General features: G+C 56.6%; 12 protein-coding genes. 1 reads left to right on the top strand and 11 read right to left on the bottom strand.

Features of this window, described 5'->3' with window-relative positions:
* Positions 1-9 precede the first annotated feature (9 nt).
* The 7 genes from A9Q02_RS16830 to A9Q02_RS16800 form a co-directional block, all read right to left on the bottom strand.
* The gene (locus A9Q02_RS16830; protein WP_097654247.1) at positions 10-2,079 is read right to left on the bottom strand and encodes an HAD family hydrolase; all 2,070 of its coding nucleotides are present in this window, start codon (positions 2,077-2,079) and stop codon (positions 10-12) included.
* 291 nt (positions 2,080-2,370) lie between these two features.
* A complete protein-coding gene (locus tag A9Q02_RS16825) occupies positions 2,371-2,922 on the bottom strand; it encodes a YceI family protein (RefSeq protein WP_097654246.1) in 552 nt (183 codons plus the stop codon).
* A 104-nt stretch (positions 2,923-3,026) separates the two neighbouring features.
* Positions 3,027-3,785: a YggS family pyridoxal phosphate-dependent enzyme gene (locus A9Q02_RS16820; protein ID WP_097654245.1), complete on the bottom strand. Its 759-nt coding sequence runs from the start codon at positions 3,783-3,785 to the stop codon at positions 3,027-3,029.
* A gap of 5 nt (positions 3,786-3,790) precedes the next feature.
* The gene (locus A9Q02_RS16815; RefSeq protein ID WP_097654244.1) at positions 3,791-4,387 is read right to left on the bottom strand and encodes a hypothetical protein; all 597 of its coding nucleotides are present in this window, start codon (positions 4,385-4,387) and stop codon (positions 3,791-3,793) included.
* A gap of 111 nt (positions 4,388-4,498) precedes the next feature.
* Complete coding sequence (locus A9Q02_RS16810; protein ID WP_245860595.1) at positions 4,499-5,128, bottom strand: Uma2 family endonuclease; 630 nt, start codon at positions 5,126-5,128, stop codon at positions 4,499-4,501.
* Positions 5,088-6,608 (bottom strand): YifB family Mg chelatase-like AAA ATPase, encoded by a 1,521-nt coding sequence (locus tag A9Q02_RS16805; protein ID WP_097654243.1) that lies wholly within the window; start codon positions 6,606-6,608, stop codon positions 5,088-5,090. Before A9Q02_RS16805 ends, A9Q02_RS16810 begins: the two co-directional genes overlap by 41 nt.
* A gap of 63 nt (positions 6,609-6,671) precedes the next feature.
* Positions 6,672-7,658, bottom strand: coding sequence for a 2-hydroxyacid dehydrogenase (locus A9Q02_RS16800; RefSeq protein WP_097654242.1), 987 nt, complete (start codon positions 7,656-7,658; stop codon positions 6,672-6,674).
* 201 nt (positions 7,659-7,859) lie between these two features.
* Here A9Q02_RS16800 and alr point away from each other — a divergent pair, with 201 nt between their 5' ends.
* The gene (gene alr / locus A9Q02_RS16795) at positions 7,860-10,439 is read left to right on the top strand and encodes an alanine racemase (protein WP_097654241.1); all 2,580 of its coding nucleotides are present in this window, start codon (positions 7,860-7,862) and stop codon (positions 10,437-10,439) included.
* A 52-nt stretch (positions 10,440-10,491) separates the two neighbouring features.
* Here the strand turns inward: alr and A9Q02_RS16790 are convergent, their stop codons facing one another.
* The 4 genes from A9Q02_RS16790 to A9Q02_RS16775 all read right to left on the bottom strand — a co-directional run bounded on the left by A9Q02_RS16790 (position 10,492) and on the right by A9Q02_RS16775 (position 14,671).
* Entirely contained in the window at positions 10,492-11,208 is a 717-nt protein-coding gene (locus A9Q02_RS16790; protein WP_097654240.1) for an ABC transporter ATP-binding protein, read from the bottom strand.
* 104 nt (positions 11,209-11,312) lie between these two features.
* Complete coding sequence (locus tag A9Q02_RS16785; RefSeq protein ID WP_097654239.1) at positions 11,313-12,092, bottom strand: ABC transporter ATP-binding protein; 780 nt, start codon at positions 12,090-12,092, stop codon at positions 11,313-11,315.
* 24 nt (positions 12,093-12,116) lie between these two features.
* Positions 12,117-13,496: a branched-chain amino acid ABC transporter permease gene (locus tag A9Q02_RS16780; protein WP_097654238.1), complete on the bottom strand. Its 1,380-nt coding sequence runs from the start codon at positions 13,494-13,496 to the stop codon at positions 12,117-12,119.
* 2 nt (positions 13,497-13,498) lie between these two features.
* The gene (locus A9Q02_RS16775; RefSeq protein WP_097654237.1) at positions 13,499-14,671 is read right to left on the bottom strand and encodes a branched-chain amino acid ABC transporter permease; all 1,173 of its coding nucleotides are present in this window, start codon (positions 14,669-14,671) and stop codon (positions 13,499-13,501) included.
* Positions 14,672-14,772: the final 101 nt, after the last annotated feature.

Below are 14,772 nucleotides of genomic sequence, written 5' to 3'. Positions count from 1 at the left end.
AGGCTTTCCCTAACTCCTGGGATGCTCAACGGGCATAATCCCCTGAGGTATACGGATCAAGCGCTGAACCCAACGCCGTAGCAAGCGGAGGCCACGCTTGGTTCGCGACGACTTGATCGTATCGTGGAAGGTCAATAAAGCTCGGAGAAGGTTTCGCAGCCCCCTAGAACGAGTAAGCAACAGTGAACCACGCTGCCAATTGTGGCGAGGATGCGCCATATGCCCAGTACGGATAATCCGTGGCAGATCTGACCATTGATAGGGCCGTGCCAGAGAAGAGAAAAAGACTTCCTTGCCCCAGCCATCATCAAAAGGAAACGCGCCCCAGGCGAACGCCTCTTCATGGGTAGGCGAACGCCAAAAGTGCCTGATGACCTCAATTGACGGGGGGCGCAAATCAACCCGTACATTGACCAGATCAGGGCTGAGTTCAAGCACCTCAGCAAAATGACAGATCGTTTCGCGCACAAACGCATAGCCCCAGGCATAGGCTGCCGTATTAAATTGCGCCTGCAAGTTTGGCACCACCCGCTCACCATCGTGCTGAAAACCCAATACCGTGCCATGATCAGCCGTGCAGATCATCTCAACGATTTGCACTAATCCCATGACATGAGGGAAGCCCATCCCCGTATGGTGAGCAAAGAAATAGGGTAAGAGCGTACCAGTATGGCTCGTTGGCTCATTTGTAAACCCAAGATAGAAACTTGTCAAGGGAGCAACACCAACCGTTGCGAGGACAATCTCAAGGGCACTATGAAGAGTGCCACCGGTGCCAAGATCAACCAGCGCAAACGGCGTCCCATCCAGCATCCCCTCCTGCTGCAAATATGTGAGCATCAAAGCCCGTGCTTCAGCAGCCCGTTCGACAATCAAAGCATTGATCAAAGGATCGTTGAACAAGGCTTTCTGGACAGCGAGGCGCTCGGCCACAGTTAGATTGCGTTGCCAATCATCTGGGTGCAATTGCAAAGCGCCCAGGCGGGCAGCTATTTCCTCTGGTCGAAGATTCACGCGATGCAGAATACCTTCGACTGATAAAACCTCAAGTGACTTCAATTCATACGTACTAAACATCCGTTGCAGTAACCGCTGTTCGTCAGCAGTGATCGCGGGAAGACACCACGCCTGGCGACTACTATACAAATAACAGAGATCAATGTCCAGACCGAGTTTAGGGGCAAGGCGCTTCGCTAGTTCGAGCACCAACTGCCCATCACGTGCCGCAAAATAGAGTCGGCGCAAACCCAGACGCTGTGCTTCAGACAAGACCCAGAGGGTAAAACCCACAAGCAGAGGCGCCGCTACCCCAGCACTGACATCACGCAAGGCTCGTTGATGCGCATTAGCTACGGGAACCGCTAAACGTGTCAGCCGTGAAGCACCTGCCAAAAGTGACGCCAGACCGTCAGTCGCATACGTAAAAGCACTCAGCGCATCTTCATAGCGATTCAGATTGCCGTCGGTCACAAGCTCAGCCCGCAGGCCTGCCATTTTTGCCCCGCGAAAATCAGCACGCGCATTGTTGCCAATATGGAGCACCTCTTTTGGCGCAACGCCTTCACGTTGCACGAGCAGATCAAACAAAGCTCCAGAAACCTTTGATGCGCCGTACTCGCTCGAGACATAGCATGTATCATCTGGCGTGGCAAGGTCGTGTGCGACAAGCCATTCAAGAATGGTCTGAGCTGAAAGGTACATATCAGAGGTAAAGACGACCCGTTGCCCGGTTGCACGCAGACGAGCCAGTCGTTCAGCCATCGCTGGAAGCGGGCGAAGAAAGCGCCTTTCCATCTCCAATTCAGCCTTCATCATCATCTGACGCTGTGATGCATCGAGGCCGAGAATAACGCCGAGTTCTTCATAAATTCGCGCAAGATTTACATGTGAGTCAAGTCCACCGGCATTTTCGAAAGCACGCTGTTCAGCCTCTGAGCGCAGACGGGCAAAAACCTCGGGCGAACACGGCAAAGCCCCCTCATGGGCTAACTGACGTCCCAGGAAGAGAAAGATTGCGCTTGGTTGGCCGGTAACTCTGGTCAGCAGCGTATCAAAAACATCAAATGACGTAACTTTCATATACTGGACTGGTCCTAATCTGTGGGAAATCCCCAGTATTGTTCAAGAAATCCTTTCTATTGTAAACGAAAAAGCTGAAGCTTGGGTGACAACGACAAACCTTGCGTGTGGAAGAATTGTCATTTAACGCCGCCCGGCTGTAAGGCACTGCGAGTACGGGTAAAACTCACAAGCCTTCACATCGTAGTTCTGAATCATTTATAAAGAGCCAAATGGCTGCTCGCGGATATGCCACGAGCAGCCACTCACATGCTTTATAAACCCGTTGGGTTGCTATAGCATCATTGAGGCTTACGCAGCCACGCCTGCGGCTTCTTCGGGGACCATCTTGACCATTTCGAGCTCAATCTCAATCGTGATCTCTTCACCCACCAGCACACCACCGGTCTCAAGCGCGACGTTCCAGTTGAGGCCCCAGTCTTTGCGGTTGATCTTCGTGCTTGCCGTGAAACCAGCGCTCGTCGTCCCCCAGGGCGACTTCGCCTGACCATTGTATTCGGTTTCGAGCGTCACCTCGCGGGTAACACCACGCATGGTCAAGTCACCAATGATCTTGCCGTGCATCCCGTCCACCATCTCAATTCGCTTGCTCACAAAGGTCATGGAGGGATAATTGGCCGCATCAAGAAAGTCAGGCGAGGTCAAATGCCCATCGCGCTTCTCGTCACGCGTATCAATACTGGCGACCTCGATCTCGACGCTCACCGACGAATTGGCCGGGTTCTGCTCATCAAACTCAACCTTGCCCGTAAAGGTCTGGAAACGCCCACGCACCTTCGCGATCATCATATGGCGAGCGCTAAACTGAATGTGCGAATGGCCAGCATCAATTGTCCAGGTCATGTTTGGTTTCCTTTGTCTTTTCACTTGATTGTATGCGGTTCCTGAAACCCAGCATACCTGGTCAGTGTCAACACAAGCGTGAACACGTGCGTTAGCACCTTTCGTTAACGCTCGCCAAACAGGGCCCGCCCGACCCGCACCAGCGTGGCTCCTTCACTGATGGCAACCTCAAAGTCATCCGTCATCCCCATCGAGAGTTCGTTCCAGTGAACGGTGGGCACCTGACGAGCAAGTTCGTCGCGCAGTTCGCGGAGCATACGAAAGGTGGGGCGCGCCAGTTCTGGATCGTCAACCAGCGGGGCAATCGTCATCAGGCCACGTACTTCGAGCCCTGGCAAGGCAACCATGCGCTCGATCGCACCCAGCAAGGCCTCCATCCCTGACTTGTTGGCACATCCACCCAGTAAGGCAAAACCCTCTTTGCTGGCCTCACCACTCACATTGATCTGCAACAAGATCGGCAAACGTGAGTCTGGAGCACGCTCTGCAGACAGAACGGCTTCCCGCACCTGTCGATCCAGGGCCTCGGCGAGGCGCAGGCTATCAACCGAATGGACAATATCAAAGAGACCAACCGCGACCCGAGCTTTGTTCCGCTGCAAATGGCCAATCAGGTGCCAGCGCACAGCGTGCCCAGTTTGACGGAAGGTTTCGACTTTCGTGGCCGCCTCCTGCACACGATTTTCACCAAGGTCAACCACGCCCGCCGCAACCACTTCCTCAATCAACACAGGTGGATGCGTCTTGGTCACCGCCACAAGCGTCACCGACGCCGAATCACGTCCGGCGTGGCGGGCGGCACGCTCTATGCGGTCACGCACAAGCGCAACACGGTCAGCAATCGTTTCAGGATACCCTGGCATACACGTTACTCTACTACGATCAATCGTTGTTGTACTGACGGATCAGGGGGCAAATTGGTAATCAAGAGCAAACCACGGCCTTCAGGCAACGGCACCGTCAACTCAAGTGACGTACTCTCACCAGAGCGCAGCGTGGCGCTTGCCCCGCCTCCGGCGAGATAGGTTGTACCTGTGCTATCGTGCAATTCAAACGCACTGATCGGCACAAGCAGATCGTCGGAACTCAGATTGGTGATCGAGCCAAGCACTTCAATGCCATCGGCAACCGGCCGCAGTTCCTTGACCTCGACGCGCAGGCGGGGCGTAATCGCAATTGGCTCAACCGGACGCCCACTTGACCCTGCCCCGAGGCGCGTCAATAGATCCCGTGCGCCCTGCTGCAACTCGGTCGGCAGCGAGCCAAGATCAAAAGAAGGGAGCCAGTCGCCCCCATCAGCACCGGCACCAACCCCCGTTCCAGGAGGTTGTGCCGCAAAGATTTGGCGAAGAGCAGCATTGTCACCGGGCATCAAACGACCGCCGGTGCTGATCACAATCAGCATCAGGCCGAGTAAAGCCCCCCAGATCCAGATGGGCATGCCGCGCGGAGATTGATCAAACATGTGTCTAGCATACCACGTTTATGCGCTACCGATGACAACAGGCAACTGATTGTACCGCTATCGTCCGATCACAGTAAAGCGTGTCGCGGAAAAGAGCCTCGGGCACACAGGCTAGCCTGCATCAGGATCAAGCCCAAGCGCACGCAAGCGTTCAGTCAGGAGCATTGCCCGCTGGTACACCTCAACAAAACTCAGAAACGGACGACCATCTGGACGGATAATCTGAAGCTCTTGAGGATCAAGGGCAAAACGAACCCCCAAACGCGGGCTAAGCCAGCCATCAACCGTTTCCAGCGGGCGCAAACGCTCGCCCTGGCGCAACCAACCACTCAGATCATTGCGTTCAGGATCATAGAGATAATACTCTTCGACCCCATACAGATCATAAAATTCCAACTTACGCGCCATTTCAGACAGAGTATTCTTGGACGAAAGCACTTCAAAGACAACCTGCGGGGCAATCTGATCCTCGCGCCACTGCATATATGAACCCCGATAGCCCTTGGGCCGTCCAAAGACAACGAGCGCATCAGGGGCACGTCGAATATCAGGCCGACCTTCGACCGGATACCAGAGCAAATCCCCGGCCACAAAAACATCCGGACGATCAGCAAAGAGCGCATCAAAATTGAAAGTCCATTTAGCCCTTGTATGCTGGCCGTTTACGCCAGCACACGCGAGTTTCCTGGTGGCCGCAGGTCTACTCGCTTCGTCGCGGGCGATACTGGATGGCTTCCGCAAGATGGGCCGGGCCAATCATGTCGGCCCCGGCAAGGTCAGCGATCGTACGGGCCACTTTGAGTACCCGGTGATAGCCACGTGCCGAAAGGTTGAGTTGACGCACAGCGGCTTTCATCAGGGCATGTCCTGCCGTATCAAGACGACAATCGTCACGCATCTGACCAGGGCCAAGATCGGCATTGGTAAAACCGGGACCATCAGGACCCAAGCGAGAACGCTGGCGTACCCGCGCAGCGGCGACACGGGCACGAATCGCTTCTGATGGTTCACCAAGACGATTCGAACTGAGTTTTTCGTAGTTAATGCGCGGAACTTCCACATGAATGTCAATTCGATCAAGCAGTGGCCCCGAGATGCGTTTTTGATAGCGCGTCACCAGCGCCGGGCTACAGGTACACTCACGCTCGGGATCACCGTGCCAGCCGCATGGACAGGGATTCATGGCCGCAATCAACATAAAAGCCGCCGGATAGGTGACACTCACCGCTGAACGGCTCAGGGTGACGACCCGATCTTCCAGCGGCTGACGCAAAACCTCAAGCTTGGGGCCAAATTCGGGTAGTTCATCCAGGAAGAGCAGGCCTCGGTGAGCCATGCTGACCATCCCCGGGCGCGCACGACCGGCACCGCCGCCTACCAGACCCGCCAGCGAGGTCGTATGGTGCGGCGCACAGAAGGGGCGGCGCTGCACCAATGGGGTATCTTTGGGTAACTGGCCGCACACACTATAGATCTTGGTCACCTCGAGCGCCTCCTCAAGACTCATCGGGGGCAAGATCGAGAGCATCGCCCGCGCCAGCATCGTTTTGCCCGAACCGGGAGTTCCCCAGAGCAAGGCATTATGTCCACCAGCAGCTGCAACTTCCAGGGCACGTTTGACGTGTTCCTGGCCCTTGATATGTTGAAAATCAACGGGGAAATGCGTTGCCAGCGAAGAGACAGGTGGTCGTGGCGCATAGGGTGACAAGCGCCGCTCACCACTGATGTGAGCGGCCAATTTGCCAAGCGAGGGCACCGGCATAATCGTCAGGCCATTGACGAGCGCAGCTTCGGCGGCATCCTCAGCGGGCACATAGACAGTCGTCATCCCACAGGCGCGGGCAATGGCCGCCATAGGCAGAATGCCATCGGTATGGCGTAGGCCGCCATCAAGACTCAACTCACCAATAAAGACCGTCTTGTCAAAACGCTCGGTGACCTGCCCCGAGGCGAGCAACAGGCCCACCGCAATGGGCAGATCATAGGAAGGACCAGCCTTGCGCAGATCAGCAGGTGCAAGGTTGACGGTCAGGCGTTTCATAGGAAAGTTGAGGCCTGAATTGCGAATCGCCGCGCGCACTCGTTCGCGACTCTCTTGCACTGAAGCGTCGCCCAGGCCAACGACCGCAAACATCGGCATCCCGTTGGCAATATCCACCTCAACTTCAACCAGCACCCCTTCGAGCCCGATGACCGCACAGCTATAGACTTTGGCAATCATACCCTTACCCCGTGACTAGAATTACTTGATATACCGCACGGGAAGGGTGAAAAGATACGCTCCTTAACGCAACAGATTCTCGTTTGTGCGCCCCTCTTCAAAATCAGTCAGATTGCCGATGGTCGTCTCGGCAATGGTCGTCATTGCTTCGTGGGTAAAGAAGGCCTGATGGCTTGTCAACAACACGTTGGGGAAGGTCATCAGGCGCGCAAGGACATCGTCGTCAATGACCACATCCGAGAGATCACGAAAGAACTTGCCCTCTTCCTCTTCGTAGACATCGAGGCCGACGGCCGCTATATGACCACGTTCGATCGACGCAATCAGGGCCTCAGTATCAATTAAGCCACCCCGACTCGTATTGATAATCATCACCCCACGCTTCATCGAAGCTAGACTCTGGGCATTGATCATGTGGTAGGTCTGAGGCATCAACGGAACATGGAGGCTAATAATATCAGCACGACTGAGCAACTCTTCCAGGGACACATACGTTGCCCCAAGCGCAAGGCAATCAGGATTTTCCTGGACATCATAGGCCAGAATAGGACATCCGAAGCCATGCATAATACGGGCAAAAATGGCTCCGATTTTGCCAGTTCCGACCACACCGACCGTACGCCCGTAAATGTCGTGCCCAAGCAGGCCAGCCAGGCGGAAATTGAATTCACGGGTACGGTTGTAGGCACGGTGAATGCGCCGGTTGAGCGTCTGCAATAGACCAACGGCAAACTCAGCGACCGCATAGGGTGAATAGTAGCCAACGCGCATACAGGTCAACCCAAGACGGGAAGCTGCTTCCAGGTCAAGATTGTTGAACCCGGTCGAGCGTTGCGCAATCATCCGCACCCCAGCGGCAGCCAGACGTTCCATCACGGGAGCCGGGGCACGGTCACTCACAAAGAGACAGACGGCATCATAGCCCTCGGCCAAAGCTGCCGTCTGGGGATCAAGCTGGGCTGAGGTATAGTCAATCTCATGCCGCCCGGCATTCGCAGTATCGAGAAAGGTTCGATCATAGGAATGGGTATCATAGACTAACACTCGCATACGCGATATACCTTTCATGGGATCCAAGTCCACCGACAGACCATCCGCTGGATGCTCACGTACACAGGCATGACATGGGGATGGTGGTGCTTGGTGTTCCCACATTATACACTGCGCCAGGGTGAAACGATATGGTACTATGCAGAAGATAAGCATGACGCATGCTCTGGTATGCGCTGAGAGGATAACAACGAACATACGATGATCTTGCTTCGCGATCTGCTAGCGGCTGGCGCACGGCTTGCTGGGCCACCTGGGGCGACAACTTTTACCGACTGGTGCTACGACTCTCGTTTAATGACCCCGGGGGCCTGTTTTGTGGCTTTGCGCACCCCGCGGGCCGATGGGCACGATTTCATCGCTGCGGCGATTGCCGCCGGGGCTACTGGTGTGCTCTGTCGGTGGGCACCGGCAAGCGCCGGGGTGACGGTGCTGCTTGCCGATGAGCCGCAGGCCGTTTTGCAACGCTGGGCGGCAGCACGCCTCACTGCCGCCGCACCACAAGTCATCGGGGTCACTGGTAGCGTGGGAAAAACGACCACCCGTCGTGCCATTGCCGCCGTGCTCGCGACTGCCCAGCCAACGTTTCAGAGTCGGCGCAGTTTCAATTCATTGCTAGGCTTGCCGGTTGCGCTTGCCCGCCTTCGCGATGAGCATCGTTTTGCGGTCCTCGAATATGGCAGCGATCACCCTGGCGAAATCGAAGCACTGGCCGCGCTCTTCCCGCCACAGATTGCGGTTGTTACCTCGGTTGGGGCCGTCCATCTGCACCGCTTTGGCACCCTCGCTCAGGTAGCCACCGAATTTGCAACCCTTCTCGCCGCGTTACCAACCAACGGCATTGTGATCATGAATGGCGATGATCAGAAGGGATTACTGGCACATCTGACCAATGGTCACGCGGATCGCGGTGTCATCCGCTATGGGCTCGGTCGCGACTGTGACATACGGGCAGATACGATCACCTATAGCCTTGAAGGCACCCGTTTCCAGTTACACTGGCAAGGAGTGGTGGAGACAGTCTCTATCCCCCTTATTGGCCTCCCTGCGGTCTACGCCGCGCTTGCCGCCGTGGCAACTGGTCTCGTCTGTGGCTTGCGATTGACCTCTTGTGTTGCAGCGCTGTCAACGATCGAGCCAGTAGCCGGGCGCCTGCGACCATTGCGGTTGCCGAGCGGGGCCGTGCTGCTCGATGACACCTTCAATGCGTCGCCGCCCTCGGTGGAGGCAGCGCTGACAACGCTGGCGGCCCTGCCCGCACGGCGCCGCATTGCGGTGCTTGGGCCTTTCACCGAACTGAAAACCGACGAGGCAACCGTTGCTGCCCGTGAGCTCGGCCAACTCGCCGCGCACTGCAGTGATGCCTTGATCCTCAAAGGTGACTGGGGTGTCATCGCGGCGCGCGCCGCCCGCACGGTACGCAATGATCTGCCGATCACGATCGTTGATACCACCGACGCAGCCTTGCGAGCGATGCCCGTGACCCGTACCGGCGATCTTGTGCTGGTGAGCGGATCAGCCGAGGCACGCATGGAACGGTTCGTGGCCCGTGTGTTGATGGCGCATCCTGCCGATACGCCGGGAGGTACGCCGATCGCGGGGTACCTGACCACACCCCAGCTCGACCACCTTTTAGTACGGCAAGAAACGGCCTGGCGTAGTGTGCGGATCGGGGCACCTGACCGCCCCACCTGGCTCCGGGTTGATCTTGATGCGATTGCCACGAATATTCGCTGGCTACAACAGTTGCGCGGCGTGCCATTGATGGTCGTGCTCAAAGGCGATGGCTATGGACACGGGGCCGTTCGCGTTGCCCGGGCAGCGCTTGGGGCCGGCGCGAGTGCCGTGGCCGTAGCAACCCTCGGAGAGGGGCGCACCCTGCGCGAACAGGGCATTCTTGCACCGATTCTAGTGCTTGGCTATACCCCACCATGGCAAGCCGAAGCGATCGTCGGACTCGGCCTAGACTGCACGCTCTTTGACGACGATACAGCCCAGGCCCTGAGTGCGGCTGCCTCAGCAGACCGTCGCGTCCGGGTACACATCAAAGTAGACACCGGTATGGCGCGTCTTGGGCTGGCCCCCAATGAAGTTGGGCCGTTTCTCAGCCGCTTACGCCATCTTCCCGGGATCGAAGTAGTCGGGATCTACACCCATTTTGCCAGTGCCGATGCCGAAGATCTTACGCAGACAACCACGCAGATCGAGCGCTTCCGCCGTTTGCTCGACGAGCTCGCGACTGCCGGGCTGCGACCGCCGCTCGCCCACGCCGCCAATAGCGCCGCAACGTTGCGCCTCCCGACGGCCTGCTTTGACATGATCCGCCCTGGCATTGCGTGTTACGGCCTGGCTCCAGCTCCAACGGTACCGCTGCCCGCTACGCTCCGCCCGGCCTTAAGCTTTCACAGCGAAATCGCTCAGATCCGCGACCACCCAGAGGGCACGCCAATCTCGTATGGGGGCAGCTACATCACCAGGGGCAACAGTCGCATCGCGACCATTCCGGTTGGCTATGCCGATGGTCTGCGCCGTAGCCCGGCGTGGCGTGAAGTGCTCGTGCGGGGGCAACGCGCCCCGCTGGTAGGGCGCATCTGCATGGACTATGCGATGCTTGACGTCACCGACCTTGCCGAGGTACGGCGCGGTGATTCAGTGGTGCTCATCGGGCAACAGGGCAGCGAGACCATTACCGCCGACGAAGTAGCAACCTGGCTCAACACCATCAGCTACGACGTCGTCACCGGCATTTTGCCCCGCGTGCCGCGGGAAGTTGGAGAATAGAAAAACCCAACAATGCGAGCTTTGCTCACATTGTTGGGGCATAGATCAAGTCTTATTCGAGGCCGAGATACGACTTCTGCACCGTCTCATTTTCACGCAGCGCTTTGGCTTCATCCTCAAGAATAATCCGGCCGCTCTGCAGCACATAGCCACGGTGGGCAATGCCGAGCGCCTGAAGCGCATTCTGTTCAACGAGGAGCACGGTCATCCCCTGGGCATTAATCGTCTCGATAATCTCAAAAATCTGTTCAACCAGCACGGGGGCGAGGCCCATGGAAGGTTCATCGAGCAAGAGCACCTGAGGGCGGGTCATCAAGGCGCGTCCAATCGCCAGCATCTGCTGTTCACCACCCGAGAGGGTACCACCCTTCTGGGAAACGCGCTCGCGGAGGCGCGGGAAGAGCGTAAAAACGCGCTCAAGATCCTCTTGATAGGTCACACTGCGCGTACTATGGAGATACGCCCCCATCTCAAGATTTTCGAGCACCGTCAGACGCGGGAAGATCCGACGACCTTCGGGCGACTGCGCAATCCCACGCTTCACAATCTCGTGTGATGGAATGCGGTCGATCCGCTCATCATTCAGCACCACTTGCCCCTGGCGAGGCACAAGCAACCCTGAGATCGTCCGCAGGGTAGTACTCTTCCCGGCACCATTCGAGCCAATCAGGGTAACAATCTCACCTTTATTGACAGTAAGGGAAATACCCTTTAAAGCGTGAATTTTACCGTAGTATGTATGGACATCTTCGAGCTTGAGTAGAGCCATATATTCCTCTATGCAGCCGATCGTTTATCTACAATGCACACCGTACGACCGGTACCCTGGGCAGGATGCCCCACCAGGGCGAGCGAGCCACGTTACCGGGGCAGCTAGGCAGCGGCCCCGGCGGCCCCCTTACCGAGGTAAGCCTCGATCACCCGCGGATTGGAACGAATCGTATGCGCATCTCCCTCAGCGATCTTCGTCCCATAATCAAGCACTGAAATGCGCTCAGAAATCGCCATCACGAGGCGCATATCGTGTTCAATCAGCACCACAGTGAGACCAAGGTCATCGCGGAGACGTCGAATCAAACCCGTAGCGGCATCGGTCTCCTGGGGATTCATCCCTGCGGTCGGCTCATCGAGCAAAATCAACTTGGGATCACCAGCGAGGGCGCGGGCAATCTCAAGGCGACGCTGATCACCGTAGGGTAAATTCTTGGCAAGCTCTTCGCGTTTAGCATCAAGGCCAACGTAAGCAAGGCGTTCACGAGCCTCATCGCGGGCCTTCGTCTCTTCACGACGAACACCAGGAGCGCTCGCGATAATCTGCCAGAACGGAACGCGCAGGCGGGTATGCATCCCCACCAGCACATTTTCGAGCACCGTCATGTTATCAAAAAGGCGAATATTTTGAAACGTCCGCCGCATCCCAAGGGCCGCAATCTGATCGGGGCGCGTCCCACCGATCGACTTGCCATCAAAGAGGATCGCCCCTTTATCGGGCTTATAGATCCCGGTCAACATATTAAAAAACGTCGTCTTGCCTGCGCCATTGGGCCCGATCACACTGGCGATCACGCCCTTTTCGATGATCAGCGTCACATCGTTGACCGCAGTCAAGCCGCCAAAGGTTTTGGTAACGTTGGTTGCTTCCAACAGCGCCATACGGTTCCTCTCGCATCATACAAGCTAAGCAATTGGGCCACTACCGGGCGGGGCCTGGGTCGGCGAGGGTGGCTCGCCACCATCAACTTCGCCAGCATCGAGGGGCAAATCCACCTCTTGATCATCTACCAACTCTTCCTTACGTCGTTCATCAGGAAGAATTCCGGTGGGGCGAAAGATCATCATCAAGATCAGCAGCAGACCAAAGAAGAGGCGCTGATACTGGGTTGGATCAAAGGCCGACGGAATCGGCGCACCGGCACGCTGCAGATCACGCAGTACGTTCGCCAAACGGGGCAAAATCTGCAGATCGAGCATGGTCACCAGCACGGCCCCAAGCATAACCCCAGGAATCGACCCCATCCCACCAAGAATGACCATCGCCAGAATATTGATCGACCGAATGAGGTCGAAGGTCGGCGGATTGATGAAGAGTTGCTTGGAGGCAAAGATCACGCCCATCGCCCCGGCAAACGAAGCGCCGACGGCAAAGGCCAGCAATTTGGTACGCACCAGCGGAATACCCTGAGCAATCGCGGCGGTTTCGTCCTCACGAATCGCTTCCCAGGCACGTCCGATCCGCGAGTGCTTGAGGCGACTCACAACCACCACCGTCAACAGCACAATCAGCAGCACCGCAAAGTAGAAAAACTGCTGATAGAGTTGCTGGTCATCAAGGTTGAGGCCAAGGGTATCGCGCACAAAATCGGCAAAAATCAGCGGAGGGCGTGCGATACCACGAATACCCTGCGAACCATTGGTAATATTGATCGGGCGATCAAGGTTATTAGCCAGCACCCGGATCACCTCACCAAAGCCAAGGGTAACAATCGCCAGATAATCGCCTCGCAAGCGCAGCACCGGGAGGCCAAGGAGCACACCAAAAATCGCTCCGACGATCAGGCCAAGGAAAATAAAAGGGTAGAACATAATCGGCGGCACTGGGCTCCAGGCCGGATTCATGAGCGTCATCTGTTCGGTACTCAAGATCCCCCAGAGATAGGCCCCGACAGCAAAAAAGGCCACGTAGCCAAGGTCAAGCAAGCCCGCAAAACCGACTACCACATTGAGCCCAAGGGCCAGCGCGACAAAGATACCAGCCTGGGTCGCCACATCAATATAGAAGGGATTGAGTGTTCCAAAGATCGGCAAGACGACCAGCAGCATTGCGCCACCGAGCACGACCTTGAAGCCAAGGGCCACTTGCGAGCGATAGATAATGAGCAGCAGCAGCAGAAAAAGGGCAAAGGCAATATCGGTATTGAGGCTTGTCCGCGGATTCGTCAGCAAGAGCCAGGTACAGATCGCTGCATACAGACCGAGAAAGCTATAGCCGGTCGGCCCACGCGATAATGTAGCCTTCACCTGCTCCCAGAGATTGGTTGGTGGAGACATCGTCGCCATAGCTACACCTTCTGCGTTGTCGACTCACCGAGCAAGCCGGAGGGTCGGAAGATCAGGATCAGAATCAGGATACTGAAGGCAACAATATCGGCATAGGCAGCTCCAGAGAGGGCACCATTGGTAAAGAGCGACAGATACGACGCCACAAACGCCTCGAGGAAGCCAAGCACCAACCCGCCGACCATTGCACCAGTAATATTGCCGATGCCACCGAGCACCGCAGCCGTAAACGCCTTGAGACCAGGAATAAAGCCCATATAAGGATTGACCGTCCCGACATTGAGGCCAAAGAGCGCCCCAGCGGCACCACCCAGAGCCCCGCCGATCAAGAAGGTGAGGGTAATAATGCGATTGACATTAATGCCCATCAAACTTGCTGTCGGCATATCCTGTGCGGTCGCCCGAATAGCTTTGCCAAGACGGGTTGCATTCACCAGATAATTGAGCACAATGAGCATAATCACCGCAGCGCTAATGAAGACCAACGCCTTGGGACTAATAATAATCGGCACGGGGCGATCACCAAGGGTCATCTCAAAGAGGCGAATCGGCGGGCCAAAATCAGGGGCATTATAACGCGCATTGAAACCCATCGGGGAATTGGTCATAATCAAGCGCACAACATCCTGGAGCACCAGCGACACCCCGATGGCTGAAATCAGCGGCACCAGACGCGGCGTACCTCGCAATGGGCGATAGGCGACTCGTTCCACGGTCACGGCCAGCGTCCCACTGACGATCATCCCGATCAGCACCACCAGCAGCACAAAGAACAGAGGGTTCATCCCTTCCAGGAGACCAATACTCGCCAGAAACAACCCCACCGCCGCCCCGGTGACGCCACCCACCATAAAGATCTCACCGTGGGCAAAGTTAATAAACTCGAGCACACCATAGACCATCGTATAGCCGAGCGCGATGGTCGAAAAAAGAAACCCGCGCACCAGACCATCAATAAGCACCTGCGGGAGAATGGTCAGCGTACGGGTCAAAAGATCGGGGCGTGCGCCAAGTTGCACCAGTGACAGCAAGATAACCAACAAACTCAACGCGACGGCACTGCCAACTACAAAGATCAACAACTGGACAAGCGGGCCAAAGACGGTTCGCAGAGTCTCAACGATGGGGCGTCGAACAGCTTGAGCTGACGTTTGGGCGTTTGCTTCCGCAGCCATGAACCTCACCAGACTATATATGTCGTGCGTACGGCCTGACCGCACGCACGACAAACTGTTGTGCGGAGCACCGCACAAGGCCAGGAGTGGAGGTGAGCAAG

Origin of the sequence: Candidatus Chloroploca asiatica, assembly GCF_002532075.1 — a bacterium.
In the GTDB taxonomy this organism is placed as follows: Bacteria; Chloroflexota; Chloroflexia; order Chloroflexales; family Chloroflexaceae; genus Chloroploca; species Chloroploca asiatica.
Note: the sequence above shows the minus strand (reverse complement) of the source record. Positions and strands in the feature narration are given on the sequence as shown.

Bases quoted from the DNA above. Each gene is read 5' to 3' on its own strand.
- A9Q02_RS16775 (WP_097654237.1), bottom strand. From the start codon at position 14,671: ATGGCTGCGGAAGCAAACGCCCAAACGTCAGCTCAAGCTGTTCGACGC.
- A9Q02_RS16785 (WP_097654239.1), bottom strand. From the start codon at position 12,092: ATGGCGCTGTTGGAAGCAACCAACGTTACCAAAACCTTTGGCGGCTTG.
- A9Q02_RS16800 (WP_097654242.1), bottom strand. From the start codon at position 7,658: ATGCGAGTGTTAGTCTATGATACCCATTCCTATGATCGAACCTTTCTC.
- A9Q02_RS16805 (WP_097654243.1), bottom strand. From the start codon at position 6,608: ATGATTGCCAAAGTCTATAGCTGTGCGGTCATCGGGCTCGAAGGGGTG.
- A9Q02_RS16825 (WP_097654246.1), bottom strand. From the start codon at position 2,922: ATGACCTGGACAATTGATGCTGGCCATTCGCACATTCAGTTTAGCGCT.
- alr (WP_097654241.1), top strand. From the start codon at position 7,860: ATGATCTTGCTTCGCGATCTGCTAGCGGCTGGCGCACGGCTTGCTGGG.
- A9Q02_RS16820 (WP_097654245.1), bottom strand. From the start codon at position 3,785: ATGCCAGGGTATCCTGAAACGATTGCTGACCGTGTTGCGCTTGTGCGT.
- A9Q02_RS16790 (WP_097654240.1), bottom strand. From the start codon at position 11,208: ATGGCTCTACTCAAGCTCGAAGATGTCCATACATACTACGGTAAAATT.
- A9Q02_RS16815 (WP_097654244.1), bottom strand. From the start codon at position 4,387: ATGTTTGATCAATCTCCGCGCGGCATGCCCATCTGGATCTGGGGGGCT.
- A9Q02_RS16830 (WP_097654247.1), bottom strand. From the start codon at position 2,079: ATGAAAGTTACGTCATTTGATGTTTTTGATACGCTGCTGACCAGAGTT.
- A9Q02_RS16780 (WP_097654238.1), bottom strand. From the start codon at position 13,496: ATGGCGACGATGTCTCCACCAACCAATCTCTGGGAGCAGGTGAAGGCT.